32 protein-coding genes and 1 pseudogene are annotated in these 25,974 nt (G+C 68.3%); 7 read left to right on the forward strand and 26 right to left on the reverse strand.

What is annotated here, in order from left to right; all coding sequences use genetic code 11:
• Nucleotides 1-24: 24 nt before the first annotated feature.
• From ACWC5O_RS38955 to ACWC5O_RS38995, 9 genes are all read right to left on the reverse strand, one after another.
• Complete coding sequence (locus ACWC5O_RS38955; RefSeq protein ID WP_450591333.1) at nt 25-720, reverse strand: hypothetical protein; 696 nt, start codon at nt 718-720, stop codon at nt 25-27.
• 277 nt (nt 721-997) lie between these two features.
• Nucleotides 998-1,633 (reverse strand): pentapeptide repeat-containing protein, encoded by a 636-nt coding sequence (locus tag ACWC5O_RS38960; RefSeq protein ID WP_450591335.1) that lies wholly within the window; start codon nt 1,631-1,633, stop codon nt 998-1,000.
• Between the two features lie 22 nt (nt 1,634-1,655).
• On the reverse strand, nt 1,656-1,961 hold the full coding sequence (locus ACWC5O_RS38965; protein WP_450591336.1) for a hypothetical protein: 306 nt from the start codon (nt 1,959-1,961) through the stop codon (nt 1,656-1,658).
• Complete coding sequence (locus ACWC5O_RS38970; protein WP_450591338.1) at nt 1,958-2,329, reverse strand: DUF6313 family protein; 372 nt, start codon at nt 2,327-2,329, stop codon at nt 1,958-1,960. The genes ACWC5O_RS38965 and ACWC5O_RS38970 overlap by 4 nt, the downstream gene beginning before the upstream one ends.
• A gap of 461 nt (nt 2,330-2,790) precedes the next feature.
• Complete coding sequence (locus ACWC5O_RS38975) at nt 2,791-3,327, reverse strand: hypothetical protein (protein ID WP_450591340.1); 537 nt, start codon at nt 3,325-3,327, stop codon at nt 2,791-2,793.
• On the reverse strand, nt 3,311-3,517 hold the full coding sequence (locus ACWC5O_RS38980) for a hypothetical protein (RefSeq protein ID WP_450591341.1): 207 nt from the start codon (nt 3,515-3,517) through the stop codon (nt 3,311-3,313). Before ACWC5O_RS38980 ends, ACWC5O_RS38975 begins: the two co-directional genes overlap by 17 nt.
• An 868-nt stretch (nt 3,518-4,385) precedes the next feature.
• Nucleotides 4,386-4,970 (reverse strand): hypothetical protein, encoded by a 585-nt coding sequence (locus ACWC5O_RS38985; RefSeq protein WP_450591342.1) that lies wholly within the window; start codon nt 4,968-4,970, stop codon nt 4,386-4,388.
• 232 nt (nt 4,971-5,202) lie between these two features.
• Nucleotides 5,203-5,772: a hypothetical protein gene (locus ACWC5O_RS38990; protein WP_450781181.1), complete on the reverse strand. Its 570-nt coding sequence runs from the start codon at nt 5,770-5,772 to the stop codon at nt 5,203-5,205.
• Nucleotides 5,727-6,092, reverse strand: coding sequence for a hypothetical protein (locus ACWC5O_RS38995; protein WP_450591345.1), 366 nt, complete (start codon nt 6,090-6,092; stop codon nt 5,727-5,729). The genes ACWC5O_RS38990 and ACWC5O_RS38995 overlap by 46 nt, the downstream gene beginning before the upstream one ends.
• Nucleotides 6,093-7,297: 1,205 nt before the next feature.
• On the opposite strand from ACWC5O_RS38995, the gene ACWC5O_RS39000 reads away from it, so the two are divergent.
• From ACWC5O_RS39000 to ACWC5O_RS39010, 3 genes are all read left to right on the forward strand, one after another.
• Complete coding sequence (locus ACWC5O_RS39000) at nt 7,298-7,495, forward strand: hypothetical protein (RefSeq protein WP_450591347.1); 198 nt, start codon at nt 7,298-7,300, stop codon at nt 7,493-7,495.
• Nucleotides 7,496-7,497: 2 nt separating this feature from the next.
• On the forward strand, nt 7,498-8,343 hold the full coding sequence (locus ACWC5O_RS39005; RefSeq protein ID WP_450591348.1) for a helix-turn-helix domain-containing protein: 846 nt from the start codon (nt 7,498-7,500) through the stop codon (nt 8,341-8,343).
• A 263-nt stretch (nt 8,344-8,606) separates the two neighbouring features.
• Nucleotides 8,607-9,827, forward strand: a complete 1,221-nt coding sequence (locus ACWC5O_RS39010) for an RNA-guided endonuclease InsQ/TnpB family protein (protein ID WP_450591349.1) — start codon at nt 8,607-8,609, stop codon at nt 9,825-9,827.
• A 62-nt stretch (nt 9,828-9,889) separates the two neighbouring features.
• Here ACWC5O_RS39010 and ACWC5O_RS39015 read toward each other — a convergent pair whose 3' ends face one another.
• The 15 genes from ACWC5O_RS39015 to ACWC5O_RS39085 form a co-directional block, all read right to left on the reverse strand.
• Nucleotides 9,890-10,258 carry a hypothetical protein gene (locus tag ACWC5O_RS39015; protein WP_450591350.1) on the reverse strand — a complete coding sequence of 123 codons (369 nt, stop codon included), beginning with the start codon at nt 10,256-10,258 and terminating at the stop codon, nt 9,890-9,892.
• A gap of 23 nt (nt 10,259-10,281) precedes the next feature.
• On the reverse strand, nt 10,282-10,626 hold the full coding sequence (locus tag ACWC5O_RS39020) for a hypothetical protein (protein ID WP_450591375.1): 345 nt from the start codon (nt 10,624-10,626) through the stop codon (nt 10,282-10,284).
• Between the two features lie 112 nt (nt 10,627-10,738).
• Nucleotides 10,739-11,311, reverse strand: coding sequence for a transcriptional regulator (locus ACWC5O_RS39025; RefSeq protein ID WP_450591352.1), 573 nt, complete (start codon nt 11,309-11,311; stop codon nt 10,739-10,741).
• Nucleotides 11,304-11,495 carry a hypothetical protein gene (locus ACWC5O_RS39030; RefSeq protein ID WP_450591353.1) on the reverse strand — a complete coding sequence of 64 codons (192 nt, stop codon included), beginning with the start codon at nt 11,493-11,495 and terminating at the stop codon, nt 11,304-11,306. The genes ACWC5O_RS39025 and ACWC5O_RS39030 overlap by 8 nt, the downstream gene beginning before the upstream one ends.
• Before the next feature lie 60 nt (nt 11,496-11,555).
• Nucleotides 11,556-13,124 carry a helix-turn-helix domain-containing protein gene (locus ACWC5O_RS39035; protein WP_450591355.1) on the reverse strand — a complete coding sequence of 523 codons (1,569 nt, stop codon included), beginning with the start codon at nt 13,122-13,124 and terminating at the stop codon, nt 11,556-11,558.
• Between the two features lie 118 nt (nt 13,125-13,242).
• Nucleotides 13,243-13,803 (reverse strand): hypothetical protein, encoded by a 561-nt coding sequence (locus ACWC5O_RS39040; RefSeq protein ID WP_450591357.1) that lies wholly within the window; start codon nt 13,801-13,803, stop codon nt 13,243-13,245.
• Nucleotides 13,804-14,012: 209 nt separating this feature from the next.
• Nucleotides 14,013-15,041, reverse strand: a complete 1,029-nt coding sequence (locus tag ACWC5O_RS39045; RefSeq protein ID WP_450591358.1) for an NAD(P)H-dependent glycerol-3-phosphate dehydrogenase — start codon at nt 15,039-15,041, stop codon at nt 14,013-14,015.
• Nucleotides 15,042-15,105: 64 nt separating this feature from the next.
• A complete protein-coding gene (locus tag ACWC5O_RS39050) occupies nt 15,106-15,894 on the reverse strand; it encodes a class I SAM-dependent methyltransferase (protein WP_450591360.1) in 789 nt (262 codons plus the stop codon).
• Nucleotides 15,887-17,035 (reverse strand): YcaO-like family protein, encoded by a 1,149-nt coding sequence (locus ACWC5O_RS39055; protein WP_450591361.1) that lies wholly within the window; start codon nt 17,033-17,035, stop codon nt 15,887-15,889. Before ACWC5O_RS39055 ends, ACWC5O_RS39050 begins: the two co-directional genes overlap by 8 nt.
• Nucleotides 17,032-18,099 (reverse strand): TfuA-like protein, encoded by a 1,068-nt coding sequence (locus ACWC5O_RS39060; protein WP_450591362.1) that lies wholly within the window; start codon nt 18,097-18,099, stop codon nt 17,032-17,034. The genes ACWC5O_RS39055 and ACWC5O_RS39060 overlap by 4 nt, the downstream gene beginning before the upstream one ends.
• A gap of 190 nt (nt 18,100-18,289) precedes the next feature.
• Nucleotides 18,290-18,421: a hypothetical protein gene (locus ACWC5O_RS39065; protein ID WP_450591364.1), complete on the reverse strand. Its 132-nt coding sequence runs from the start codon at nt 18,419-18,421 to the stop codon at nt 18,290-18,292.
• Between the two features lie 238 nt (nt 18,422-18,659).
• Nucleotides 18,660-19,181: a DUF6415 family natural product biosynthesis protein gene (locus ACWC5O_RS39070; protein ID WP_450591365.1), complete on the reverse strand. Its 522-nt coding sequence runs from the start codon at nt 19,179-19,181 to the stop codon at nt 18,660-18,662.
• Nucleotides 19,182-19,371: 190 nt separating this feature from the next.
• Entirely contained in the window at nt 19,372-19,845 is a 474-nt protein-coding gene (locus ACWC5O_RS39075; RefSeq protein WP_450591366.1) for an ATP-binding protein, read from the reverse strand.
• 17 nt (nt 19,846-19,862) lie between these two features.
• Complete coding sequence (locus ACWC5O_RS39080) at nt 19,863-19,988, reverse strand: hypothetical protein (protein WP_450591367.1); 126 nt, start codon at nt 19,986-19,988, stop codon at nt 19,863-19,865.
• Nucleotides 19,985-20,677 (reverse strand): DUF6415 family natural product biosynthesis protein, encoded by a 693-nt coding sequence (locus tag ACWC5O_RS39085; RefSeq protein ID WP_450591368.1) that lies wholly within the window; start codon nt 20,675-20,677, stop codon nt 19,985-19,987. Before ACWC5O_RS39085 ends, ACWC5O_RS39080 begins: the two co-directional genes overlap by 4 nt.
• Before the next feature lie 304 nt (nt 20,678-20,981).
• Here ACWC5O_RS39085 and ACWC5O_RS39090 point away from each other — a divergent pair, with 304 nt between their 5' ends.
• The 4 genes and pseudogenes from ACWC5O_RS39090 to ACWC5O_RS39105 all read left to right on the forward strand — a co-directional run.
• A complete protein-coding gene (locus ACWC5O_RS39090; RefSeq protein ID WP_450591369.1) occupies nt 20,982-21,848 on the forward strand; it encodes a helix-turn-helix domain-containing protein in 867 nt (288 codons plus the stop codon).
• Nucleotides 21,845-22,069 (forward strand): DUF397 domain-containing protein, encoded by a 225-nt coding sequence (locus ACWC5O_RS39095; RefSeq protein ID WP_450591370.1) that lies wholly within the window; start codon nt 21,845-21,847, stop codon nt 22,067-22,069. Before ACWC5O_RS39090 ends, ACWC5O_RS39095 begins: the two co-directional genes overlap by 4 nt.
• A gap of 56 nt (nt 22,070-22,125) precedes the next feature.
• A complete protein-coding gene (locus ACWC5O_RS39100; RefSeq protein WP_450591371.1) occupies nt 22,126-22,335 on the forward strand; it encodes a DUF397 domain-containing protein in 210 nt (69 codons plus the stop codon).
• A 16-nt stretch (nt 22,336-22,351) separates the two neighbouring features.
• Nucleotides 22,352-22,568 (forward strand): annotated as a pseudogene (locus ACWC5O_RS39105) (helicase associated domain-containing protein); the annotation flags it as partial.
• Between the two features lie 57 nt (nt 22,569-22,625).
• On the opposite strand, the gene ACWC5O_RS39110 reads toward ACWC5O_RS39105, so the two are convergent.
• Together ACWC5O_RS39110 and ACWC5O_RS39115 are read right to left on the reverse strand one after the other, a co-directional pair.
• Nucleotides 22,626-22,868, reverse strand: coding sequence for a hypothetical protein (locus ACWC5O_RS39110; RefSeq protein ID WP_450591372.1), 243 nt, complete (start codon nt 22,866-22,868; stop codon nt 22,626-22,628).
• A gap of 547 nt (nt 22,869-23,415) precedes the next feature.
• The gene (locus ACWC5O_RS39115; RefSeq protein WP_450591373.1) at nt 23,416-25,686 is read right to left on the reverse strand and encodes an NACHT domain-containing protein; all 2,271 of its coding nucleotides are present in this window, start codon (nt 25,684-25,686) and stop codon (nt 23,416-23,418) included.
• Nucleotides 25,687-25,974: the final 288 nt, after the last annotated feature.

The following is a 25,974-nucleotide window of genomic DNA, read 5'->3' on the forward strand; positions in this document are numbered from 1 at the left end:
GCGTCTGGTATCGCCCACCGTGGGTCACCCCACCACGCGCAGGACGGCACGCCCCTGATGCGGGGCGCCGTCCGCGGCGGCCGGCTCCAGGCCCTCCAACGGGGGCGCTTCGGGGTGGATCGGTGCGATCGCCCCGCCGGGCCCGGGCAGCCACATCTCGGCGTACCGCGGTGCGGCCGCCGCGCCGCGGCCGGCGGCCGCCACCTTCACACGCCGTCCCTGCAGCAGACCGTGTCCGGCGCCGACGCCCTCCCAGGCCGCGGAGACGACGCGCAGCCGGACCTCGGCTCCCTGCCAGGAGTCGGCGGCCAACAGCACCGATCCGCTGCGCCGCAACACGGCGGACAACCGTCGGGCGACCCGATCGGGCACGGTGCCGAGCGGACCCACCAGGACCACCGGGACGGCTTCGGCCACGGTGGCCAGCACCTGCGCCCATTGACGGCCGGGGTCGTCGATGCGCATCCCGCAGGCGAGGTCCAAGCCCGCGGCCTGGGCCGCGAGCGCCCCCATGTGCGGCAGCCCCACGGCCGCCCAGCCGCTGGTGCCGGCGGCAGCCTGCGCGGCGAGCGCCAGCAGCAGCGGCATGTCCCCACTCACGCTGACCGCGGTTCCGGGACGGATGCGTCCCTCCGGCAGCACGGTTCCGAGCGGCGACGCGTACGCCGACTCGGCGGCGACGCCACCTGCTCGCACGCTCGCCACCGGTCTTGCACCCATGGGACGATATTCGAGCATTCGTTCGAACGAATCAAGTCGGCGTGCCGCGAATTACCTGCTCACCTGCTGTGACTGAGCGCGCTACTTGGCCGCTGCGCGTTTCAGTTGGCTGGTTGAGCGCGACGTTTTGACCGGATTCTTGGCTCAGACACCGGGGGCAAGTAGCCCCTGGTAGCTTGAGGACTTCGTCAGCGGCAGAGTGGCGCACACCGCCAGCCGCACAACCCGCCTCCAGTAGCAGACGAGGGTGGCGCCGCAGGTGCTGTGCAGACGTTCCTCAGACCCGAAACGCGCCTGATCGGTCTGGCGCCGGCCTGCTACGCACCCTGTACACGCCGGGGCTCACCTCGTCGGACTGCTCGACAACATCCGATACCAACTCGGCAGGCCACCGAGTTTCCCGGTTCCAGATTGCTCCTGGCGGAAGACGCATGCTGAAGGCGCCGATGAGCCATGCGCCTGTGAGGTTCGCATCGGTCAGGTTGGCGTCGGTCAGGTTCGCGCCGCCCAGGTTCGCGTTGGTCAAGTCGGCGCCGCCCAGGTTCGCGTCGGTCAGGTTGGCGTCGGTCAGGTTGGCGTCGGTCAGGTTCGCGCTGCGCAGGTTCGCGTTGGCCAGGTCCGCCTCGATCAGGAACGCGCGGGTGAGGCTCGCCCAGATCAGGTCCGCGCCGCGCAGGTCTGCACCGACCAGGTCTGCGCCGACCAGGTCCATGACAGAATCCCAGTCCTTAGGCGAGTGGCGTTTCCTGAGCCCTTGGGCTTCGGGAACTGCTTGTCGGGGTGTTTCGTCTGCGCGCTGCGCGATGGCCTCAGCGGTCATGATGATTGCAGTGCGGCTCGCGTCGGGGCACGCGAGGAAGAGCAGTCCGCGTAGGGCGGCTGCACGCTGCGAGCGTTCGGCATCCGTCACCACGTCTCCAGGGTAGTCCGGGGGCTCATCGCGGCCGGCGCTGTCGCTTGACGCAGATGGGACAGCGGTAGTCGGGGCGGTTGTTGACGGCCAGTAGGAAGTCGATGGCTGCGTTCTCGGCCTGGCGTACGGCGGCTGCGGCGCCGCTCTGCGGGGGTGCTGCCGTTCCCATGATGACCTCGATCAGGTACGTGAAGTGCATCTCTGCACATTTCCAGTCCGGTTCGGCGTCCGGAGAGGCGCCGTCCGGGCGATGGCGGGCGCCGAAGGCTAAGACCGCGGCCTTGACGGCATCACTGCCCTGTTCGTACACATCATGCAGGGAGATCACACGCCGCCTCCGGATGAGGGGGGTGGATCGGACTGCTCAGCCACGCGACGCAGTTCCTGGATGACCTCGCCCAACTCGCGCGCATGGTGGTCCTGGATCTGCTCGGTAATGACGTAGCCAGCCGCTGCTCCAACAATGGCGGGGATTGCGGCCCAGCCGATCAGGGACAGTGGCCATGTGCACCACTGAGGGTGGACATCGGCGGGGGAGACGATCCCGGTCATCACGTTGTAGGCGTTCGCCCAGCCGATCAGAAACCCGTCGAGCACGTACAGCGCCCCGCACACCGTCAGCACAACGGCGCCGCGGCTGAGCAGCCAGTAGCTGAACCGGGGCAGGGCATGCCGGTCGGCCCACTGCGCCCGCAACCGTTGCCACCGACCAGGCAGCGGGGGGCCGCCAGACGGGGGCGCGGGCGCTATGGACACTCTGCTCACGATAGGGGCCACGCCTCTTGTCCGGAAGCAAAACGACGGTCCACGAAGGTGCCTGGAAGGGGCGCCTGTTCCCGGGTGCCTGGCCTGAATTTGCAGGGCCGTTTTCACAGGTCGATGCCCCGCCATGTTGCACGGCAAAGCGACGCTGACGGACGGTATCGTGCTCGCCCGAGCGTATGCCAGGGAGTCTGCGTGCGCGGTTCAGCGGGCGTGGCCAGTTGTGATGCACAGAATGGCCAAGTAGCGAGCTCAGTCACACCTGCTGTGACTGCGTCTGGTGACACTGAACTTTCGCCAGCCAGAAGCCCCACACCGAAGGCCACTCGGGTGCGGCAGGCGCACCTTCAGGGCAAATCGGTCGTTGTCCCACGCTCGCGCGCAGATGCTGCACGTCAGCCCTGGTCCGACCTGGACAAAGCCTCGGTGATCAAGCGGGTGGCGAAGTCGTGGTCGCCGGAAATCCGGTTGATGTGCTCAGCGAGCAGGACGGCCGTGGCTTCCAGGGGATTCATCTCGGCATCGGTCCAGCGTCCGTACTGCGCGCGCCACAAATTGGGGCTCAGGCCGGTGCCTGCGGCGACGAGCAGGCCGGCCATGGTGGGGATGACCTCGGGACGGAAGGTCTTGGGCATCATGCGCATCGTGGCCACGAGGGTGGGCACCACGTACTCGATGACGTCCTTGTCGTGGTCCTCGCAGGCCGTCCGCAGCCACTCCATGAACATGTAAATGAGCGTGCACGCGCCGTCCAGCAGCGCATCGACTCCCCCAGGACCCAAGGATGCGGCGAACTGGTCGACCATCTGCTGCTGTTCGGGATCGGCCTCAGTCTTGCTGTCGTAGACGGCTGTGAGCCGAGAGTCGATCATCATCAGCGCTGCGCCCACATCGCCGACGGGAGCGTACTCGGGGTCACAGGGCGATGACACGGGACTCCTCCTCATACGACCGCAGCGGGCAGCGCGGCATGCCCGTACCGTAGACCGCCGCCCGGACGAGGGTCTGGCGAATCCCGATGGAGGGCCTTGTGGTGGCTGCACCCCAGCGGCCCAGCGGTTTCACCGGTCGTTCCTGCACATCGCACCGATTAGCGAAAACGGCGAGCAGCCATGCCAGCATGCCCTCATGGAAGTCAACTGCTGGGGCATTGAGCCCAGTCGGGCCGCGCAGCACGTGGTCCGTTCTGCGGGAGGACACCGCCCGTAGGTAAAGGTAAAAGAGCACGACCGGTGTGCGCGCAGCGGTGGCAACCCAGCCACACGCGGCGGCTTCAGGGATCACACACCTTCTGTTGAGTCTCTGAAGCGGAGCACGTTCATGGATCCTCGCTGGACCCTCGTCCTTGCAGTACCAGTGCTCCTCGTTCTCATGGCGTGGGCGTCCTGGTTGCTGTTCAATCTCATCATCGCCAAGTGGTATGGCGTCGAAGGGCTGAAAGCCACGCCCTCTGTTGCCCGGGCCTTCAGCCCGCGCGAGTGGGCAGTCCTCATTCCCCGCCGCCAGCCAGGCCCACTGTCCGCACCGGCGCCGGGCGCACCTGCCGACGCCACCACCCCTGCGGGAGGCGCGGAAGGCGGTGGCTCATGAGCCGCCGTCCACCACGCAGCAGGCACGAACTCATCTCCCTCCGCACCAGAGCTACCGACGAAATGCGGTTTGCGGGGTGACGGAATGAGGCGGGCATCAGCTTCCGGGGCGCCCTCCTCGCCTCCGGTGTCCGCTGCCATCGAATCCAGTCGACGTCGATCCTTGCCATCCAACCGAGTCGTCCCAGATCAGCCGGGTCTGAGTCGCCGCGATCGGCACGACAGGCTGTGACAGCCAACCCAGTCCGCGCAGGTCGGAGACTTCGACCGGACTGAGTTGGCTGTCAACAGACATCCGGCGGCGCGAGCGCCGTGCGGGGGTCCCAGTTTGGGAGCGTGGTCGCTGCCGTGGGATTGCCGGCGATATCTGCGGCCTCTCGCAGTTCTCAGACAGGTCGGGATCACCCCGCAGGCTGTTTCGCAGGGACCATCCACCGCAGCGGATCGCGGCTGAAGCCCTGGAAGAGTTGCACGGAGGCAGGCTGCTCACCTGCAGGGATCAGGAAGACCTGGCAGACCTTCTTCAACTGGCCCGCGCGCAGCTTCGTATCGGGATCGAATAGCGGGCAGTTTGGCCACTTCGGCTCACCGATCACCATCAGGGACATGGTGTGGTTGATCAACAGGTTCTTGGTCATGTCGCCGACCCGCATGGGCGGGCCACTCTTGTGGGCGAGGGTTGTCCACACATAGACCGGGACAGTGGGCCTGTCGGTCGAGTCCTGTTCCAGGCCGGAGTTGTCCATGTCGGCCTTGGTCCCCGTCTGTACTTGCGTCACGGTGACTGTGTACTTGGCGCCGTCGGACGTCTTCATGTCGCTGTCCTGCACCGGGCTGGTCTCGCCCAGGCTGAAGGTTGTCCTGGCCGCCGTCGATCCCGCCGACGGCTGGGCGCCGGAACTTCCCGAGCCCACGCCGTTACAGCCGGCCAGTATCACTACCAGCGCCAGGGCGCCCGCCGATGCCGAGATGGCACGCGTCCGCATACTTCCTCGCTCCCCGTTGACCGATACCGCGCTGGGTCGTGTGGCCCCAGCCGGATGCCATAGGCACATGATCTTGCCAGAGCCGCGATGGACGACAGTCCCCCGAAGCTGCCGGCGCTGAGCCTGCCGCGGTGCCCGGTTCTCGGGGACCGGGCACCGCTGGGCGTCCTTTCCTCAGTCCTTTGAGCTACCAACGAAATGCGGTTTGCGGGATGACGGAATGAGGCGAGCGTCAACTGCCGGGCCGCCCTCCTCGCGTCCGGCGGCGCGAGCGCCGTGCGGGGGTCCCAGTTTGGGAGCGTGGTCGCTGCCGTGGGATCGCCGACCCTGGGCGGTGGATGAAATCGGTGGCCGCGGTGAAGGCTTGGCGGGCCTCGTCTGTCGTCGTTGCGGGCTGGTTCCGTTCCCGGGCCAGCTTGTGGATCTCTCGTACGAAGCTCACCAGCAGATCCGTCAGGTTGGCCTTCTCCAGGTCGGTCGTGCGGTTGTCAACGACCTCGGCGATGTCGTCGAGCCACCACTCCGCCATGCCGTCGACAACAAGACCGTCTCTGTGCGCCAGGAGCTCGTGGCACAGTCGATGGGCGATCGGGAAGTGCGGCAGGTTCCGGGCGATCCTGCCCAGCCGCTCCACCTCCTCGGCGGCGTCCACCAGCTCGTGAGCACGCGCTGTCTCGGGAGCCCGTCGCTCATCAGGACGCCTTACCTGCTCGGCCTTCAGCCTCTGGGCCTTCTGCTGGGCGCCGTGCTTGGTGTTCACGCACAGCGCCTCGTTGAACCGGTGCCAGGGGATGCCGACCACCCGTCCCGCCTCGAGGCCTTCAGCTGTCCGGCATCTGCCTGTTCCCGCAGGTACTGCCACAGCTTCGTGCGGATGACCGCGGCCTCGCCCATGACGTCCTTCGGGTCGACCTTGGCGGTTTCGACACGCAGCTGGCTGGCCGTCCGCTCCGCGTGCCGCAGCACGAGCAGCAGCTCGTCGGAGGCAGGGAAGCGTTCGAACTCCGGATCGCCGCCCGCCTGGTACAGCTCCCGGAGCCGGTCTACGAGGGCGACCGTGTTGATCTCACCGAGCCGGATCGCAGGCCGCTTCGGACGCGGCTTCTTCGACTGTGCCACCACGCCAGAAGGCTGCGCTCCGCGCCGACTCCCAATCTGGGACCCGCCCTGATCCACCCGAATCAGCGACCACGACCGAGAGCTGAAGCGCCCGGGAATCTCCTCATGCCGTCACGGGACCATCACACACGAAGAACTGCAAAACCGCAGGTCAAGCCATTCCGTCGGTAGCCCCACCATCGAGGCCTTGGCCGTCAAACGCGCCGCGGGCGTTCGGCTGGGAAGGCCACGGTCATGCCCCGACACGGTGCTGTCGCGAGTGGTTGTCGCCCGCGCCTGCGGCATGAAGCTGATCGACATCGCTGCTGACTTGAACAAGTCCGGCACACCTACTCCTGGAGGAGGACCCCGCTGGTACGCATCACACGTCTCGCGCCTCTTGCGCACCCAGGACGCCGCGCGCCTGCTGGCTGATATTGCAGCAACGGCCCCTTGACCCGTCGGCGGGCCGCCTTCAGAGCGGCCCGCCACCTAGCGCTGCCAACATGCCTCGGTCCTGCGCGCATCCTGTGGGAGGGGTGTTCAGCTCGTGGCCCAGGCGCGGAGCTGGGCGGCGATCTCCTGGACACCGGCGCCCTTGTGCTTGGCACGCATGACGAGGGACAGGCTTCCTCCGGCTCGTAGTGCATGTAGTGGCCGTTGGTGTTCAGGAACACCTCCGCGACCAGCCAGGCGAAGAACTGGTTCTTGTCCTCCAGCGGCTCGGGCAACTACGGCGAAGGGGCCGGAGAGTGCATCGCCGGCCCCCTCAACAAGCGCGCCGGTGCGCGAAGCATCGGCAGTCCTGCGGGGGCCCTCGCGGCAACGCGGCCGCCCGCTGGTTTTCCCGAAGTCGCGGTGGAGCCACAGACCGACGGGATGCACGTCCCAGGCAGTTCCAGGACGGTGAGTGGTTCCCAGCATCACGGCATGGAAGTGGTGCTTCAACGGCAATTGAGCGGGGGATGCGGAAAAGGCTGGCGGACCATGGCTCTCACCTGCGGGAACGCTGGTGTCCGTGAGCGGGACTCGTTGCGCCCAGTGCGAGACGCGGGTGCGGCTAAACCCCCGTTGTTGTGGTGATGCGAGACAGCGGTGGTACGGGCGTGCGCCAACATCGAGGGGTGCCGCTCGATGGGGTGACGGCAACCACCCCTGAGTGCACGCAAGTTGGAGCCACAACCGATGGAGTTCACGTGCCCCACTCTGCTGTTGGTCACGCCGCGTGCGTGACGTCCGGTGAGCTGCCGCTGACCGTTCCCGAGGTGACGATCGTCGTGGTCGTCCTGGTCCTCGCCGCCGTCCTCGCCCTGGCGGGGATGCCGTCCCTGTCCGTGCTGGTGCTGCTGGCCGAATCGGCAGATACGGGTCTTCGCCTGGTCGGCCGTCTGCGCGGTGCCAAGCCCCTTCCGGCAGGTCGGGGGTGACCATGGGCCGGCGGGAGAATCCCATCGCCTCCTGTGACAAGGCGTTGGAGTCACTGGCGCGCTGGCTGCGCGTCCAGCGAGCCGAGGCGGGGCTGAGTTACGACGAGCTCGCCGCGCTCACCGCGAGCATGGTCGAGGTCGGCGCCGTGTCGGCCCGGTGCAGCGCGGACACCCTGTCCCGGGCCGCATCCGGCGCGGTGATGCCCAGGCTGCAGACGGTCCTGACCTATGCCGCTGCCTGCGGAGCCGACCGGCGCGAGGGCGAACGGCTGTGGAAACGGGCCCGCTACCGGCAGAGCCTGGCCGCTCGCAGCAAGTCCGACCCCGTGCCGCACGTGCGCTACGCGCGCGACTTCTTCGAACTGCGCGAGGCCCTGGTCGACCTGTACCAAAAGGACGGCTCGCGCCCGTACGAGGAGCTGGAGCGAGACAGTGCAGGAGTCCTCGCGCACGCCACGGTCGGGCGTCTGATCAGCGGCAAGACCGGGCGACCCACGCGCCAGTTCGTCCTCGCGTTCGCGGCTGCGTGCGGGCTGAAGGGGGTCGCCCTCGACGAATGGGGGCAGGCGTGGGACCGGGCGGAGGAGCGGCGACTGGGCGGCTCCAGGGCGGTCCGACAGCAGCCCACCGCCGTCTGGCTCCACAGCAGTGAATACGGCGAGGCCGAATCGAAGGCCGGTGTGATCCCTGGGGACCAGCCTCACGTGCTGTCACCGCGGGAGCGAGAGGCTGCCCAGAGCATCCGACGTCTGAGGCCGCCGACGGTGGTTCGCAGTGTCAAGCAGGTACCCCGCCACGGCATGCGGCGTCCCACGGTGCGGGAGACCGTTCCGCGCGCGCCAGCGTAGACGGTCACACGGGTTCCGCGGAGACCGCCGCCAAGGCGGCTGCCTCCGCGGGGCCGACGCGCGCCGCCCGGAGCAGCGTCACCGGGTTCCTCCGAGGATGCCCCGGCCTTCAGGCCGGGGAGGAATCGGACTCCTGCGGAGCAGGACTGGAAATAGGGGTTTCGCCCCCAGGGGCGAAAGACCGTCCACCCCGCGACGAGGTGAGCGAGCCCGTGGCGATCAAGTGGACTCAACTTTCAGTGCTCCCGGGTAGGTTCGGATGCATGACGACAGACGCGATCACGGAGGGGGCCGGGCATGCCCGGTACACCTTCCGTGTGCGCCTGTCGTCTACCGCGCGGCGCGCACTCGAAGCGGAGTGGGATCGCTGCCGGTGGCTGTGGAATGAATGCGTGGCCAAGTCGAAGCAGACGTACCAACTCGGCAAGGCCACGGGCGAGAAGCTGACGTGTGGTCCAGCCCATTTGGACAGGATGCTGACCGAGGCACGCGGGGTGACGCCGTGGCTGGCCGAGGGGGCGAGCGTGCCGCAGCAGCAGGTGATTCGGGACTTCGCCACGTCGAGGGCGAAGGCGCTGAAGGACATCAAGGATCGGTTGCCGATGCACCGCCGGGCGGGGATGCCCCGCTTCAAGCGCAAGCGGGAGGCGCGGCCGAGCCTGAACTACACGAAGCGGGGTTTCCGGCTCAGGGGCGGTCGTCTGCACCTTGCGGGTGGGATCGTGGTGACGGTGGTGTGGTCGCGGGACCTTCCGGCCGACCCGTCGAGCGTGCGCGTATACCAGGACACGCTCGGACACTGGTACGCGTCCTTCGTCGCCCCGGCCCGAGTTGAGCCGCTGCCGGAGACCGGCCGCGTCCTGGGAGTGGACTGGGGCGTGATCGAGACGGCCACCACCACCGACGACGCCTACGACCTTCCGCACCCCGAGCACGGCAAGCGGGCCGCGCATGGGCTCGCCCGCTACCAGCGGATGATGGCCCGGCGCCGCCGGCCGAAGGGACAGCCCGCATCCAAGGGCTACCGGAAGGCGCAGGCACAGACGGCGAAGCTGCACAGGAAGATCGCACGGCAGCGTGAGGACACCGGCCGCAAGTGGGCCAAGTCCGTCATGCGCGATCACGACGGGGTGGCGGTGGAGGACTTCCGGCCGAAGTTCCTCGCCAAGACCACCATGGCCCGCAAAGCCGCCGACGCCGCCATCGCCGCGACCAAACGCGCCCTGATCGACATGGGCCGCAAGCACGCACGGGACGTCCGTCTCGTACACCCCGCGCACACCACGATGGGCTGTGCGCAGTGCGGAGCGAGAACCAAGCACGCACTACCACTTTCAGAACGAACCTATGCCTGCACCGCGTGCGGAGCCGTATCCCCCAGGGACAAGAACTCCGCCCGCGTGATGCTGGTCCGGGCAGGTTGGAACCCGGACGGTGCTGAGGGCGTAAGACCTCCTGGTCCGCTAGACCAAGAGGCAGCCTGAGCCGTGAATCCCACATCAGCCCTCGAGGGTGGAGAATCTCCTCCCTTCAGGGAGGGGAGCCTTCAAAGACTGGCGCGGTTGCCGATGTACTTCGTCTTGTCGCAGGCCATCCGCTGGCTCCCCTTGAACTTCACGCACAACCTGGTGTCGGTGCCGGTGTCAAAACCCGACCACGTGTAGCTGAGGGTCTTCCCCACTCGGGTCGCGGTCTCGGAGTCGAAGCGCCGGCCGTTCATGTACAGCGTCACGGTCCTCTTCTTGACGCTCGTCGGCGGGTTCGTCCAGATTCCGGTCACCGTGTTCCACTCGTTGCGGCCCTCCAGCCGGATACAGATCTGCGGCCCGGACCAGTGGTGCGTGCACGCGCTGCTGTCCGCCACGGCGGGGGTCGCGGTCGCCGTCATCCCGACGATCGCCAGGGCCACGGTCACGACAGCCGTGCGCCGCCGGGGCCTCACAGCCGCTTCGTGCAGGTGGCGGGAATCTGCCCGCCCTGCACGACATGCCACGTCCACCCGCCCCTGCCGCACTTGGTGTAGGCCGGGCGGCCATTGTCGGTGCGGGCGATCGCGGTGACGCAGGTCGTCAGGATGTCGCCCCTGTGGATGTAGCGCACCACTGGCGAGTCCGGCTTGGCGACCGGATTCGGGGCACTGTCGGGCGGCCGGCGTACCGCCACCGTTTTCCCGGTGACCTGCACTTTGGTGCACTTCCTGGCCACGGGGTGACTGGCCGCCGAGGGCGCGGCAGCGGCCGAGGCCTGCGGGGCAGCCAGGCCTCCGGTAAGGGCGGCCGCCATCACGGCCACAGAGATCAACTCTCGCATACCGGCCCAACCCGACAAACCTCGTTCCAAGTCACGGGCCTGCCGGGTTGATCACTCCCACGTGCGACGGGAGCGAGCACGCATGTCAGGCAGCGAACCCCACGTTGGTCACGTACTCGTACTGGCCCCACTGGCTTCCGAGGTCCACGATCTGCTCGACCCAGGCGTCGTCCAGCGCCTGGTCGTCATCGTCGGCCCAGGCCTGGACGACGTCGTCCCAGTGGCGGACGTTCAGCGTGCGGTACTCGATAACGCGCTGGTGAGGCCGGGTCACTTGGGACTGGTTCAAGGGGTGGATCTCTACACGCGTGCCGCGGCCCTCGCGGTTGAGGCGGCCGAGGAGGTAACGGGCCACGTTGTGGCGGCGGACGGTCCGGTAGGCCTTCTCGATGCGCTCCAGATTCTTCTTGGAGGGGCTCCGCTTGCCGTCCTGCCACGCCTTCAGGGTGCGGTCGGTGACCGTCAGGCCGGCTTCGCGCGCGGCCTGGCGGGCGTGCTCGGTACGGGTGAGGTAGTGCAAGCGGGCCATCAGACCGCGCCGGGCAGTGATAGGGGTGGCGATGTAGCCGGCGAGGCTGTCGAGTTTCCGGGCAACGGCCAGGTGCCCTTTGATGCCCCTGGCACCGAACTTTCCGAACTCGATGTTCCGCTCAGGCATCGCGGTCTCCGTCTCCGTACAGTGACGACGACTCGTGGGCGCTCCAGTCGACGTCGTCGGGCACGAGGTAGCCGACCCGGGCTTCGGGTTCCCTGGTGCTGACGAGTTTCTGCGCCAGGCGAGCGCGTTCGGCAGGCTCCAACTGCGAGCGCAGGGAGTCGGCCAGCGCGTCGAGGTCAGTCACATCATTCTCCAAGATCTTTGCATGGCTCGTGACGCCGATCTCCCCATCCGGTGAGGGAATTTACGCCGGCTGATCGTCCGGCCTCTCGGCTGGCTCGAGGGCAGCCCCGACGGCGTAGACATCCTTGACCTTCACCTCGGTAACCCCACGGCCCTCGGCGAAGACACGTCGCCAGTCGCCGATCACATGCAGCTCGTCGGTACCCATGGCTCGTACGACCGTGAGGCCCTCATCGTGCGCCTTGTACGCCTTCATCCAGAGGTTGGCGAAGGCCTGCGAACGGATGAGGTGCATCCAGTCCGTGCGATAGATCTCGCGGTTGTAGTTGGACTCCCCGAGCGTCGAGACGAACTTCGAGTACATGGCCTTGACGTACTCCAGCGTCACCTCGTCGTCCTCGGCGATCGCCCTGTCCCGGGCGTCCTTGAGGGCGATACGGAACTTCTCCAGGAGGTTCTCGGTCGCGCCCGAGGTGAACGACTCGTGGATCTCCGGCGGGTCACACAGGCGGTACTGCGGGCCCGACAGGCGCAGCAACAGGCGCAGGGTGGGTTCCGTGACCCACAGCGGGCCGGGTTCGTCGCGGCTGCCGATCGGGTTGGGCAGGTACGCATCGTGCTGCCATACGGGTGGCGTGATCAGGTGGACACCGGCGCGGCGGCGGTCGTGGTCGAAGCCCGTGGAGTGTTCCAGCTGGCCGAGTGGCAGATGAGTCTTGAGCGCGGACAAATAGGCGCCGTTGATGTCGAGTGCGGTCACCTCATGGGCGCCAGGAGGCAGTTCGGAGCGGGTCCACTTCGGGCGTGCCTCCCAGACCTGATCTGAGCCGCGCGCGCTCTGTTTGCGCAGGATGTCGGGCATCCACGGGTGGGCCACGATGTCGTAGCGGCCGCCCTTGCGGGTGGCGTCCAGCAGCGCCATCGCGTCCGGGATGGCTCGCTTGATCAGGGCGGCGGCAGCCGCCTCGACGTCGCCGGAATGCTCCGCGAGCGCGGCGGCCACCGCGTCGCCGATCAGATCGGGCATCTCAGAGGCGGCCTGTACACGCCTGCCCGTGGGGACGATCTTCACGCCCTGTCCGGGGGCACGTACCGAGCCCTGCGCGGTGCGGCGGGCAGGGCTCGGCGCGGCCGGCTCTGCGGGCGGCGGCGACGGCGTGACGGACTCGGTAGGCGTTGCGGAGTTGCCCGTGACAGCTGCGGCGCACTCGGCCGGGTCGAGGTGCTGTGGGTAGCCGGCCACCTGATGGCGGGCAGGTTGCCCGCACAAGACGCACGGGCTGGGAACGGCGAGCTCCTGGTCCGCGTCGCTGTCGTCAGGGCCTGACCCATCGGGTTCGGCATCCGGGTGTTCGTCGACGCCGGTGTCCTGAGGCTCGGGGCCGCGGGCGCGGACCTTCATGTCGGCCTGCTCGAGGAAGTACGCGTACTTCGCACGGGGTTCGCCGCTCGGATCGCGGCCCGACTCCCAGCCACCAAGGGTGGACGGGCTCACCCCCAGAGCTCGGGCCACCTGCGCACGCGACAAGCCGACTTCCTCACGCAACTGCCGACGCCGTTCCACAGGCGGCAGGGCGGTCGGCTCCGGCGCGGCCGCGAGCAGTGCGTCGATCGCCTCGAACTCGCTCATCGAGCATCCCTCTCCGTGCTTGTCTGATTCACCGTGGCTCGCCGGGTGCGGCGGCAATCGCGTCTCGCTCAGGGGTGTCCGGGTCATCGCCGTCTTGTGCGCCGTTGCTGCGGAAGGTTCAGCGGAAGCGTTCGTGCGCGGCCTGCTTCGAAACGCCGAGGGGGCGCGCGATCTCTTCCCACGAGTAGTCGGCCTTGGCAGCGCGCACCGCCTCGTCCTGCCAGGTGTCAGCCATGCCGCGCAGGAGCGTGGCGGCATACACGGCGACCAGCGGGCGGGTGTCGTCCAGCTCCTCCTCGTTCCTCGGAGGCATCATCATGCCGGTGACGGCCTCCTCCAAGTCGTTCATCAACTGCTGGATGCGCGGCGGCAGGGTCCGCGACATGGCGACTTCCGTGTGGTGATGCCACTGCCGGCGCAGCCGCTCCTCGACTTCCTCCGGGGCATCCCAGGTCGGCCGCTGCCGACCACTGCTCCAACCGCAGTGGCAGATGGCCCGGACAGCCGCCGCGCGCGGGTACCCATGAGCGCCGTCGTACTTGACGCTCCAGGCCCACGCCCTGTCCTCCCAGAACTCCTCGTCCCCGAAGGTGTCCCTGACCCCGTTAGCCCCGTCGGAGAGGACGGCCACCACCCACCCCTCGTGCGAACCGTCATCGTCTTGGTGCAGCCAACCCATGTGCGCCCCCTCGAAAAGGCCAGCAGATTTCGTCAAGATATCTTGACGAATCAGTAGCCGTCAAGATATCTTGACGAATCGGTGAAGCGTTCGATCGACCCCCTCCATGAGAGTTGATCAGCGGAGTGATCGAGCGGCTCAGAGCGCATTGCTGCTGCGCAGCCGACCTGGGCGCCCATACCGAGCGCAACCGTCCAAGTGCTGACGGCTCACCAGCCCGGATGGGGCGGCTCTTGCCCGCGCTCGGGTTTGGTGGCGCGCGACATCAGGGCCTGTACGGCTTCCTCGGGGTTGCGGCCGTTGTGGATGATGTCGACCACGGTTTTGGTGATGGGCAGTTCGACACCGTGGCGTTGCCCGAGGTCGCTGATGGCCTTGCAGGAGGCGACGCCTTCGGCTGTCTGCTTGGTCTGTACTCGGGCTTCTTCGATGCTCAGGCCCCTGCCGAGGTGGGCGCCGAAGGTGTGGTTGCGCGACAGTGTGGAGGAGCACGTCGCGACGAGGTCTCCCATGCCGGCCAGCCCGGCGAGGGTGAGAGGGTCTGCGCCCATCGCGACGCCGAGCCGGGTCGCCTCGGCGAGGCCGCGGGTGACCAGTGCCGCTTTTGTGTTGTCGCCGAGTGCCATGCCGTCGGTGACGCCGACCGCCAGGGCGATGACGTTTTTGATGGCGCCGCCGAGTTCACATCCGATGACGTCTGTGTTCGTGTACGGCCTGAAGTACGTCGTGTGGCAGGCGGCTTGGATGGCTGCCGCGGTGGCCGCGTCTGCGCAGGCGACGACGCTCGCGGCGGGCTTTCTGGCGACGATCTCCCCGGCGAGGTTGGGGCCGGACACCACGGCGATCCGGTCGGGCCAGGCGCCGGTTGCGTCAGCGATGACCTCGCTCATCAACTTGCCGGTGCCCAGCTCGACGCCCTTCATCAGGGATACGAGCATGGTGCGGGGCTCCAGCAGATCCGTGAAGGTCTCCAGCAGCAGGCGTGTGCTCTGGGCGCTGACCGCGAGGACGGTGATGTCGGCGCCGCGCGCGGCTTCGGCCGGGTCGGACGTCGCTCGCACGTTCGTCGGCAGCTTCACGTCGGGGAGGTAGTCAGGGTTGCAGCGGGTTTCGTTGATCGCGTCGACCAGCGCCGGGCGCCGCCCCCACAGCGTCACTTCGGATCCGGCATCGGCGAGGATGAGGGAGAACGCGGTCCCCCAGGAACCGGCTCCGTAGACGGCGACACGACGTGACATGCGGTGGCTCTCCTTGCAGATTCGGCCCCGAGTACCGGGGAACTGGCGCTGGTCACGAGGGTGTTCAGTCCTCGGGGCGCCTCAATGTAACGACGAGGGCGCTGCGGTCTTCGAGCATCGGCGCGCGTGTGCGCGCCTCGGTGAGCATGCTGTCGGCCTGGTCGTCGCCGAGCTGCTTGCGCAGTTGGGTCTCGTGTGCGATCCATAGCTCGTAGAGGCGCTGCCACATCCGCGGTTCATCAGGGCGCTCGTGTTCTGCTTCGAGGATCAGCCCGGCTGCTGCTGCCTGCTCGGACCAGGGAGGCAGGGCTGGTTGTGTCCGTGACCGGCCGGACGTGACGGCGGCACGAGCGCCGGGGAGCAGGACGCGCCGGATCTCGCGCAGCGCCTTCTCCCGGTCGCGCTCGAAGCCGAGGGCGTCCACGCAGATCAGGCCGTGGGCGTAGCAGTCCGGAAGACCCGTCTCGGCCAGCGACCCCACCCGGAACGTGGCGCGCTCGGCCGGGACGGCGAACTGCGTGACTCGGTCGGTGGCCAGACTGACGGCCGAAGGGGAGATGTCGATGCCGGTCAGGCGGGCCGCCAGCGCGCGGGCCAGCCACAGGCCGACGCCGCCTGTTCCGCAGCCGAGGTCGACGAGCTGTTGCCCCGGTTGCAGGCGCAGGGCGCTGACGATCGTGCCGAGAAGCGGCCAGTCGCAGGAGCCGGCCGGTTCGATCTCATGCGGGTAGGCGTCGCCCATGGCTTGGGCGTACAGGTGGGCCGTGATGGTGGTGGACGCGCGTGCCTCGTGCATCGCGTCGTACATTTCGGCGATGCGCTGCTCCAGGCCGGTCTGGGCGGGGCTATCCACGGCGCCCTCCGGGGCGGGGGATGGAGCGGACGATGCGCATCTCCAGGCCGGGGCTGACCACCTTCACGGACGCATAAGCGGGCGAGTTGTGCAGCGTGAAGGCGATCGGCTCGTGCCCGGTGATGCCGGCCACGCCGGCGGCGATGGCGGCCAGGTGCAAGCCGAGGTCGTCGTCTTTCGGCTCGAAGTCGTGCGTGAGTTTGGTCCAGTCGCCGACCGGGATGTCGGCCTGGGAGGGCCGGTCCGGGCTCGCGGCGAACGCGTTCTCGTGTGAGTCGAGATCGTCACGGGTGCCGGCGATGCATGTCAGCCGGGATTGTGCAGCCTCGGTGAGCGCGCGGGACAGCGCGATCCGCGGGTGGAAGTGGCAGCCTGATCCGGCGAACACGATCGGGTAGTCCTCGGACCAGATGTAGGCCGCGCAGACCGGCACGCCGTAGGCGTTGTCGACCCAGGCGATCTCCAGCCACATCCCGGCGCTGAGGAACTTGCCGACCAGGTCGCGGCAGTACGGATCGGTCACGGTGGCCGGGTCGACCAGCGTCCGGTACTGGCTGCCGCTGACGTAGTCGTCGTGGAGCACGTCGCGCTCAACCGTCTCCAGCAGCGCATGCAGCGTGGCTTCGGGCAGTGTGTTCCCGCAGGCCAGCCCGTTGGACGTCACGTGGAAGACTTCCGGTTCGGCGACGTGTCGGTGGGCTTGGCGTCGTACGACGTCGGCTGGGATGAGGACCGGGTCTCCGGTGACCAGGCCGTGGCCGGTGACCCAGTCCAGGGCCACGTCGGCGAGCGCGGGATGGTCGACCTTCACCGGCAGCTCGTGCATCGGGTAGGGCAGCTTCAGCTCCCGGTGCGGGGCCCGGACGTCCGCCCGCAACGGCTGCTCCGCGTGCCAGAGCTCGGCCGACTCCAGGACCGCCGAGATTTTCGCCAGGATGTCGCTGGCGCCCTTGCCCTGCGAGGTCACCAGCGTGTGCGCGTGCGGGCGGACGGCCGTCCACACCGGGATGCCGAGGTAATCGAGGCCGGTCAGCCGTGCCACCCGAGTGATGCCGAGCCGTCCGATCTCCGGTTTCAGCGCATCCCAGGTCTCCTCGGGAGTGCGGGCCCGTACGGTGCCGGCCAGGGTGGGCGTGGTCATCGGGAAGCCTCCTGGTCTTCAAGGAAGCCGAGCACGAACGGGCGCGCGGCATCGACGGCTTCGCGAACGCCATGCAGGCCGCGCAGCCACGCCTCCTCCTCCAGACCGGCCGTGCCGGTCCCCCACACGGCGGCGAGCATGTCCCGCACCAGGCTCTCCTTGATCGCCTCGGGGAAGAAGCGGTGGTTCGCCTCCCGGGCTTGGTGGTTGATGGCCGCGTACCGGGCGACGTCGGCTCGGTCGGCCCGCGTCTCACGTGCCAGCAGCCGGGCCGCTGTCTCCTCGTCGGTCAGATCGGCGCACGGGTTGATCACCGCGCACGCCAGGGTCCGGGGCAGCGTGGGCGCGCCGAGGCTGGTCAGGTACTCCCACCACACCTGCTTGAACTGCGGGTCGAAAACCTGCTGGAAGGTCACCCGCTCCACGGTCCGGAGCCGGCCGTGCTCGGTGTCCTGTGCGGCGAACGCGTTGGCCCACTGCCGGTAGCAGCGCGTCGACCATGTCAGGCCCTCCACGGGCTCGGCCGGTGTCTTGGCCATCTCGCGCGCCAGGCCGAGGGCGTCCAGGGCGTCCTCCCGCTTCACGTCGCCGAAGTGTTCATCGGCAGCCAGCTCGCCCGCCAACCAGTCGGCGAACCCCGCCAGTTCCTCACGTCGACTGATCTGCATGACCGCGTCGATCGACCGGTGCGCATAGTGCACGTCGGCGAGGGCGCCGATCAGCCGGTCCGCCTCGGCCGCGTCGATGACGCCCTTGTGGGTGGCCTTGCCGACGACCTGTCGCACCCTGACCAGAGGCCACGTGCAGGCCCGCAGGTCGCCGTTCGTGGACTGGGCGACAGCCACCTCGTCGTCGCCGTCAAGCAGGCCGGTTGTGTAGTCGTACCAGACAGAGCCGACACCGAGCATCCCGCAGTCAGCCAGCTCGGCGGCCCGCAGTGCACCGATGCTCGCCGCGCCGATGACGCGGACACCGCGGCCAAGGGTCCAGATGATCTCCTTGTGCCTGACGGCCGGCGACTGGTGGTAGACGCCGTCGATGATCACGACCGTGTCACCGGGCATGATCTGCGGATCAAACAGATCGCCGTGGCGAATGGGTGGCAGCGTGCGTAACGCCGCGTCGCTCAGGGCTGGATCGTCCGGGCTCAATGTGGGCCCGGTGAAGACGTGGATCACGTGCGTTCTCCAGGAAAAGACGCAGATGAGACGGGTGCCCGGCCACCGCCGTGGCCGGGCACCCCCGGGACCCGGATCAGAAGGTGTAGCACTCCTCCTGCTCGACGTCCTCGGACCGCACGATGGCCGAGGTGTCGACCAGGGCCTCGACGTCGGTCGCGTCGGCCACGATCTCAGTCGCCTGTGCGGCTTCCTGTGCCTTGGACATGTGACTCATCCTCACTTCGCTGATCGTTATACCGCCTGAAAGACAGGTCGCCTTCCAGGCCCTGCACCCGGCGTCGGCCTTCTCGCGTGCCTGCGCCGGGGTCTTGCCCGCTCCCCGGTGCCGGCCGTAACTGCGCAAGCAGCGAGGAGCGGTGTTCAAGCCCGTCACCTGGCTGTGACGTCCTGCGGGGCCAGGGGACAGGGGGCTTTGCGTTGTGGCTGTGGCCGGCGACCGGAGGTCAGCTCGTACTTTTGGGTGTGCAGGCTCTGCACACGCCTCCTACGACCGAGGTCGCGTCGGGCACGGAGTCGGAAGATGTCTCTTGCGGCGCCGGCCCAACTGGTTCGGTCTGCTGGTACAGGGCGAGGAGCGCGCGGCAGAGCGTCGCTAGGTCGTAGACCTGGTCGGCCGACGACGCCCCACGTATGGGAGCCCCGAGGGCGCTGCGTGCCTGGGCGATGACGTACTGAGCAGCGCTCCTGTTGAAGGAGCCCAACATGTTGGGCAGTCGGCGCTCGGCCTCGGGCACCAACAGCCACATGTGCCCGCGTAGGAGCCCTGCCAGGTGCGCACGCTGCTCGTCCGTCAGGTGCGGACGGCCAAGCCGCGGGTCCCCCAGAACCGATCCGTACGTGCGGCGGATGTGGTCAACGTCGACGCGCGCCGCCGTGCTCGGCGTACCCCTCGGGGTCATCGGCGCACCACCGATCCGGGCGCCGGGGTCTCGATGCCGCATTCGGCCGGGTCGAGGAACATGCATCTGGCGAGGGACCCGGCTAGCCGAAGTTGTCCGGTCCAAGAGTCGAGTACTCGCCAAGCACGGCCTCGAGGTCCTCTTGGCCGGTCTCGTCGACCAGGGCCTGCGGAATCCTTACAAGCAGGGTCTGCAGTTGCGGTGCTTTCCGGGCTCCACTGGGGCAGTCCCGCGAACAGGCGGGGAGGTGTGGGCATCAGGACCTCCTCTTCGGGACGGCGAGGGAGCACCAGGTCACGCACCCGTCGGGGCTGACGCCCCACTCCGTGGCGATGGCGGAGACGAGAACCATGCCGCGGCCGCTCTCGTCGTCGGGGGCCGGCTGGCGCAGTCGTGGCGTGTGGGGGGAGCCGTCGTCCACTTCGATCACGAGCACTTCGGTGGCGAGGATGAATCGGAAGGCCATGTCCGGCCCGGATCCGTACCGCAGTGCGTTGGTGACGAGTTCGCTGATCAGCAGCTGCGCGGGCTCGATGAGGCTCACGAGCCCCCAGTGGCGCAGCTTCGCGGTCCCGATCCGGCGCAGCCGTCCGACCCACAGCCCCTCGTACGCCGGCATGCCCTCATCCACCGCGCGCGGGGAGCGCGTGATGCACAGCCCTAGGTCGTCGAGCACGCTGTCGGGGGGCAGAGGGAGGTATGCGGCAAGTGCCCCCGAGTCGATCGCCATCGTCTGTCCTCCCTTCCTCAATGGGTCCGGAGCGTGTGGACCACCGCAACGCCGAATGCGAGGACGACGAGCGCGACCAGCGCGGTCGTGATGACCGCTTCCGTGATGCGGGTGCGCAGCGGCTGCTTCGGGCGTGACGTCATGAGCGGCCGTCTCCTTGGTCGCTGGTTGGACTCTGGGGCGCCTGGAGGAGCGCCGCGGGGGCCGTGGTGAGCGCCGGGTCTGCGCTCTTGAGGAGCGGACCGTCACTGGAAAGGGAGCTGGCTGCCGCGTAGTGGTGATGGAGGTCGCGGCAGCAGCGTGCGAGGGGGACCACGGCAACCGTCCCGCGCGCGGTGTACGTGGGCGGTGCGGCAAGGAGGTGCGCGGCCTCGTCGAGACTGCGCCGTGTCAGGAGGCGCAGGCGTTCGTCCTGCGGCGAGGCGGCCTCAAGAATGGCCTGCACCTCGGGCGCCAACACGGCGAGGTGGCCGCGCAGAAGCAGAGCGAGGAACTCGGATTCCGCCCTGTCCGGTCGCTGTGCGCGAGGGTCCAGGACGCGCTCGATCGCAGCTCCAGTCAGGGTCGCATCCAGGGGCAGATTCTCGTGTGCAGCAGTCTCATGCTCGACGGTCACGATCACAGCTGGCCCTTCGCTCTCGCCAGACAGTGCGCTCTCGGCGCCGTCCCGGCCGACTGCTGTGTAGGCCAGGCCGCCTGGCCGTGGGCCGTCGGTCCTGCCGCACCGGGTGCAGGCGTTCCCATTCAGGCAATGGGTCTGTTCTGCCGTCATCCGCAGGGGATCAAGCACTTCGGCGCGGATGTCGATCGTTGCGGGCAGCAGTATGAGCACCAGCCGTTCCGATCCTCTGGCCTGCACTAACGGCGTCATGAGCGCTTCCGATCATCCGACGGCCATTGATCGCATGCAGCGATTGGGCCGCTACCTGACGTGTCCAACTGCCTCTAGAGTGGCGCCATGCGCACTGTCTGCGCAAGTGCGCAGCAAATTCTCGGCAAGTTACGAACGCGCGTGCGGGATCTTCGGAGAGGGGTGACCTGCTATGTGTGCAGCTCGCAGGGATGGTGCGGCAAACTATGAGCAGGCAAGTGCGCAAGCGCAGGGCAAGCGACAACGGGGAAGGGGGCGGCGACGCGTGGCTACTCAGCCGAGGACGCCCACAGTCAACAGGCGCCAGCTCGGCGCTGAGCTCCGGCGCCTGCGCAAGGCGCGCGGGCTCCTGGTCGCAGACGTAGCGGCGCATCTGCAGTGCTCCGAGACCCGGATCAGCCGCATGGAGACCGGCAAGGGCCGGGTCACGCCGAAGCCCGATGAGATCATCAAGCTCTGCGAACTGTTCGGCGTCACCGAAGAGCGCCAGGTGCAAGCGCTCCTCAGTATGCTCACCGATTCGGAACAGCCCGGATGGTGGGACGCCTACCGGGAGGTCTTGCCGAGCGGCCTCGAAGTCTTGTTGGGGCTGGAAACCGACGCGCGCGCCGAACGTGCTTGGGAACCCGTGCTGATCCAAGGGCTTCTACAGACTCCCGACTACGCACGCGCGGTGATGTCGGCGCACCCGGGCAACCGGCCGCATGACATCGAGGACCTGGTGTCGGTGCGGACAAAGCGGCAAGAACTTCTCGCGCCTGGGGACCGGGAGCCACTGGAACTGTGGGCGGTCCTTGATGAGCAAGTGATTCGCCGGCCTGTTGGCGGACCGGACGTCATGCGTGAGCAGATCCGGCACCTGATCGAGGTGGCCGCCCTGCCCAACGTGACGCTTCAGATCGTCCCCATCGCCAAGGGGGCGCATTCGGGCCTTGCTGGGGCGTTCTCCCTCCTGGAGTTCGAGGAGTCCGACCCGGTTGTCTATGTCGACAGCCCCGTCGGGAATCTCTATCTGGAGAAGAAGCCCGATGTACGACGTTTCACAACGTCTTTCGGCTTGCTCCAGGCCAAGGCCCTTGATCCCGAAGAGACCGTGGCGCTGCTCCAGGACGCCATAGAGGAGAAGCAATGATCAGCAGCACCGGGCCCGACTTCCTGCCAGACCTGGACTGGTTCAAGGCTTCGGCGTCCAGCGGCCAAGGCGGTTGCCTCGAGGTGGCCTTCATGCCCGACGGGCGCGTTGCCCTTCGTGACAACGAGGATTTGAGCAACCCGCCGTTTGTCGTGACTCGACACGTGTGGGAATGCTTCCTCGACGGCGCCAGCAAGGGTGAGTTCAACGTCCCTGGGTAACGGGGAGTCATTCATCTCAATTACTCAGCATCCGCACCTGCACCGGACTGACGCCCATGAGCGAGCACTACCCCCACGCCGCCGCCACCGGTTTCACCTGGGTCAAGTCGTCGCACTCCAGCGGTGACCAGAGTTGCGTAGAAGTGTCGCCGCAGGTCCCGGGCATGGTGCCCGTCCGCGACAGCAAGAACCCACAAGGGCCTGCCCTGGCACTCGCGCCCTCCGCTTGGCCTACGTTCATCGAGTGCGCCAAGACGCACGTCTAAGCCATCCACAGCGCCTCTGAGCGCCTTCGAGCGAGGCGTTGCGGCCCTGGGCGCAGTACAAGGCTCGCGAGGGCTCTGTGAAGGTCCCCAGGGCCCATGTAGAGGTGTTGCCGGACGGATCGGAGGTGAAGCTCGGGGTGTTCCTGTCGAACAGCAAAAGCCGCCGGGCCAAGCTGACCGCGGACAAGCTCCAGGCGTTGGCCGGCCTCGGGCTGGAGTGGGCCGCTGCGTAGCAGCCGTCGGGGACCGCGCGAGGGCCATGCCGGAGTCGGCGTGGCCCTCGCGCTGTGTCAGGCGCCGGCCCTCTTCGCGCGGGCGGTCAGCGCGTCGCGCAGGATCCCGTCGGACGCGCGCGCCATGCGCAGCAGTTCACGGATCACCTCGGCCTTGTCCCAGCGGACGCCGGTCTGGACCCTCAGATCCAAGAGCCATTGGTCGATCTCGTGGGACTCGCTCGGGTCGAAGCGGACTGTCGTCGGGATGGCGCCTTCCGCCTTCGGAGCTGGCCGGGGAGCGGTGTCGTACGTCGTCATGCCCAGCCCAACGAGGCAGCCGTGCGATAGGACGTGCGGCACCGGCCAGGTGTGGACGCGCCTGGCGTCAGCCGTGTCCGCGTGGAACAAGGCCCAGGTGGGCCGGTGGGCTGGGTGGTGCTTCGGGCTGCGGGGCGCGTGCCCAGCCGTGGACGTGCATGGTCTCGGTCTCCCAGTCCTCAAAGAGCTTGGGGTGATGGGGATATTTGAATCTCCCCACCCCCTGCTCGGGGCGGCCCCACACCTGCTCAGTGGATCTCCCCACCCACAGGTCATTTGACCTGCGGACGGGCGCCACGAGGGAGGGGCCGCCCGATAGCCAGCCAGGTGTGCGACATCACTTGGGTTCCTCTGAGCCCGTTGAGAGCCCGAGGTCCGTGGCCAGAGACTTCTCCCGTCGTCGGACGGGCGTCAGGATGATGACGTTCCTTCAGAAATGCCGAATCCCCCTCACCTGACCGACTGTTCCTCGGCCTGTCCGAACGGGAGGGAACTCAAGTCGGCGTTACCTGGCGTGTGGAACGAGCCCCGCCCGCATGCGCGGCGGCTACACCGGTGGCGGGTGGGGATGGCGCGCCAGCCATTGCTGCAGTTCGCGGTGCCGGAACTGGTAGGCAGTGCCTGCGAGGCGCAGCAGCCCGGCGGTGCAGGCCCAATCCAGGAATACTCCGAGCCTCCTTGGCAGCTTTCCCTTGGCGCACAGTACGAAGACCAGGTACCGGCGCCCGGATGGAGCACCGAACGCGAGCCCGATCCCGAGTCCGAACACGAGCCCGCCCGCGATACCGAGTCCGAACACGAGCCCGGACACGAGCCCGTACCCGTACCCGAACCCGACCCCGTACCCAGATGCGAGCCCGACCCCGAGCACGAGCGCGAGCCCGACCCCGATCCCGCCCGCGATCCCGCCCGCGATCCCGGCCGTGACCCCTTCCACGAACCCGCCCCCGAGTAGCAGCGCGAGCCCGACCCCGAGTGCGAAGGCGAGCCCGCACGCTAGCCCGACCACGAGCCCTCGCAAAAGATCGTCACGGATGACGTCACGGGGCCCTGCACTCGTTGAGGGCTCGCTCCCGATGGCGCTGGTGAACCCTGACGCAAGCCCGGCCGCAAGCCCGGCCCCCGAGCCGATCACAGCCCCGAACGCGAGCTCGGCACCGAGCCCGTGCCCGACCTCGGTGCCAAGCGTGAGCCCGAGCCTGGGTACGAGCCCGATCGCAAGCCCCATCGCGAGCTCGACCCCGAGCCCGCCCGCGAGTCCGCCCGCCAGCCCGCCCACGAACCCGCGGCCTCCGGCTTTGGTGCGCAAGCGTCCCCAGTGCACGCGCCTGGGCGGAGCCACAACAGCTCCCGCCGCAGAGGAGCCAGCTAGGACAGCGCTCAAGGCGATCAGCGGGCCAATGATCGGCGGAGCAGTGGTGGCCCATGCGAGGGGCAGCGGCAGGAGGACCGCGAGCGTGGTGAGCACGGCGTCGGTGGCGCGCACTCGGCAGCGTCCGGCCAGCGGCCACAACTGATGCAGGACCAGGTCGGTGCGGGGTCCGGTGTCCGCACCGACCACACCCTCCAGGGCAGGGGATGCGGTGTTCAGGTAGGCGGCGAGGCGGGCCAGCCAGCGGTGGACATCGCCCGCGGCGTAGGGGCGGTGTGGGTGTGGGTGTGGGTGGAGGACGGTGGCAGCGGGGATGAAGCGCGCCAGTAGGTGCTCGTCGAGGTCGGTCGGGGTGGTTTGACGCAGCAGGTCGGCAGGGTCGCCGTCTTGGGCGTAGACGGTGGCGGCCAGGCTCAGCCGCCACGGCGTGGACAAAGTCGTGGCGAGCGGGCCTGTGCGATCACGGTCCAGCGCGTCCAGGACCGGCAGCCACCGCGCGGGATCGAGGGCGCGCTGGAGCAGGTAGGCGCGGGCGGTGGCAGGAGTGAGGGGGGCGATGTCGATGCGGGCGGCGTCAAGCAGCCGGATGCGGCTACCCAGGACCTCGTAGTGGCGGGTGCGGCAGGTCAGAATCACCGGTCCTGCGGCGCGGCCGGTCTGGTAGGCGTTGAGCGCATCCAGAGCGGCTCGGGCGCGCGGGGCTTCCGGAGAAGGAGAGCCGTCGGGCGCGGTGGGATCCATCTCATCCAGCCCGTCCAGCACTGGCAGCACGCGATGCTGGCGGACCAGTTCCCCAGCCATCTTGGCTGGCCAGTCGTAGACGTCCACCAGGTGGCGGGCGAGCCACTCGGACAGGGGGATGGCGGTGTCCCACTCGGCCAACGGCAGGCGCACCGGGACCGGGTCCCCCTCCTCCCGCCCCTCGACAAGGGCCAACATCAGCTCAAGGGCGAGCACGGTTTTGCCCGCCCCGGGCGCGCCGGTGACCACCAGACGGCGCGGGTTGGTGTGGCGGAAGTATGAGGCCACATCCGGAAGGGTCGGAATCCCTTCGAATAAGCGCCCCGCGCCGGCCGGGGCCACCGCGGCCCGCCCCGGCTCCGGGCGGAGGGTGAAGGACAGATTGATCCTCTGGGTGTCGTCCCCGATCAGCTGCCGCCACTGCCGCTGCTCGTCCTCCTTCACCAGCTCGGCCAAGGTCGACGCCCAGCCGCGCGCCTGCTGCGCGAGATCCCCCGCAGGAGGCTGCCGCAACTTCCCCACCGCGATCACCGCGCTCACCACCCCGATGGGCAGTCCGAGCATGCCTGGGGTATTCGACGGGGCCAGGCCGCCGTGGGCCAGATGCACCCCCGCGTACAGCAAACTTGCCAGTACTAGCAGCCCACCCACCCCGGCCACCCACATCCACCAGCGCCGATACCCGCGGCCTCCGATCCTCGCCATGCCTTGATCATGACGGTTCCGGTGATGCTCATAGATCCGCCATGCCGGAGGGCGAAAGGCATGAAGGCCGCGGCCCACGGCGTGCGGCAGGGATGGTGGAACTTGTCCGGCATCCCGACAGTTCACCCCGAACCCACAGGTACAGGGTTGGGAACTGGAGCAATGGGCTTCGGGTTCCCGCCGAGGCACCCTTAGACCGTGTCCTACGTGGTGAGGCGGATGTATCGCTTGTAGCAGCAGAGTGCGGCTGCGAGCCCCAGAAGGCCCAGGTAGTTGCGAGGGTTTCGT

It is taken from the genome of Streptomyces sp. NPDC001450 (assembly GCF_053597295.1).

What these genes read in the sequence shown, in the direction of transcription:
- ACWC5O_RS38955 (WP_450591333.1), bottom strand. Translation starts at nt 720, where the DNA reads ATGGGTGCAAGACCGGTGGCGAGCGTGCGAGCAGGTGGCGTCGCCGCC.
- ACWC5O_RS38980 (WP_450591341.1), bottom strand. Translation starts at nt 3,517, where the DNA reads ATGCTGGCATGGCTGCTCGCCGTTTTCGCTAATCGGTGCGATGTGCAG.
- ACWC5O_RS38985 (WP_450591342.1), bottom strand. Translation starts at nt 4,970, where the DNA reads ATGCGGACGCGTGCCATCTCGGCATCGGCGGGCGCCCTGGCGCTGGTA.
- ACWC5O_RS39005 (WP_450591348.1), top strand. Translation starts at nt 7,498, where the DNA reads ATGGGCCGGCGGGAGAATCCCATCGCCTCCTGTGACAAGGCGTTGGAG.
- ACWC5O_RS39010 (WP_450591349.1), top strand. Translation starts at nt 8,607, where the DNA reads ATGACGACAGACGCGATCACGGAGGGGGCCGGGCATGCCCGGTACACC.
- ACWC5O_RS39020 (WP_450591375.1), bottom strand. Translation starts at nt 10,626, where the DNA reads ATGGCGGCCGCCCTTACCGGAGGCCTGGCTGCCCCGCAGGCCTCGGCC.
- ACWC5O_RS39025 (WP_450591352.1), bottom strand. Translation starts at nt 11,311, where the DNA reads ATGCCTGAGCGGAACATCGAGTTCGGAAAGTTCGGTGCCAGGGGCATC.
- ACWC5O_RS39035 (WP_450591355.1), bottom strand. Translation starts at nt 13,124, where the DNA reads ATGAGCGAGTTCGAGGCGATCGACGCACTGCTCGCGGCCGCGCCGGAG.
- ACWC5O_RS39040 (WP_450591357.1), bottom strand. Translation starts at nt 13,803, where the DNA reads ATGGGTTGGCTGCACCAAGACGATGACGGTTCGCACGAGGGGTGGGTG.
- ACWC5O_RS39045 (WP_450591358.1), bottom strand. Translation starts at nt 15,041, where the DNA reads ATGTCACGTCGTGTCGCCGTCTACGGAGCCGGTTCCTGGGGGACCGCG.
- ACWC5O_RS39055 (WP_450591361.1), bottom strand. Translation starts at nt 17,035, where the DNA reads ATGACCACGCCCACCCTGGCCGGCACCGTACGGGCCCGCACTCCCGAG.
- ACWC5O_RS39060 (WP_450591362.1), bottom strand. Translation starts at nt 18,099, where the DNA reads ATGCCCGGTGACACGGTCGTGATCATCGACGGCGTCTACCACCAGTCG.
- ACWC5O_RS39065 (WP_450591364.1), bottom strand. Translation starts at nt 18,421, where the DNA reads ATGTCCAAGGCACAGGAAGCCGCACAGGCGACTGAGATCGTGGCCGAC.
- ACWC5O_RS39070 (WP_450591365.1), bottom strand. Translation starts at nt 19,181, where the DNA reads ATGCATGTTCCTCGACCCGGCCGAATGCGGCATCGAGACCCCGGCGCC.
- ACWC5O_RS39075 (WP_450591366.1), bottom strand. Translation starts at nt 19,845, where the DNA reads ATGGCGATCGACTCGGGGGCACTTGCCGCATACCTCCCTCTGCCCCCC.
- ACWC5O_RS39080 (WP_450591367.1), bottom strand. Translation starts at nt 19,988, where the DNA reads ATGACGTCACGCCCGAAGCAGCCGCTGCGCACCCGCATCACGGAAGCG.
- ACWC5O_RS39095 (WP_450591370.1), top strand. Translation starts at nt 21,845, where the DNA reads ATGATCAGCAGCACCGGGCCCGACTTCCTGCCAGACCTGGACTGGTTC.
- ACWC5O_RS39100 (WP_450591371.1), top strand. Translation starts at nt 22,126, where the DNA reads ATGAGCGAGCACTACCCCCACGCCGCCGCCACCGGTTTCACCTGGGTC.
- ACWC5O_RS39110 (WP_450591372.1), bottom strand. Translation starts at nt 22,868, where the DNA reads ATGACGACGTACGACACCGCTCCCCGGCCAGCTCCGAAGGCGGAAGGC.
- ACWC5O_RS39115 (WP_450591373.1), bottom strand. Translation starts at nt 25,686, where the DNA reads ATGGCGAGGATCGGAGGCCGCGGGTATCGGCGCTGGTGGATGTGGGTG.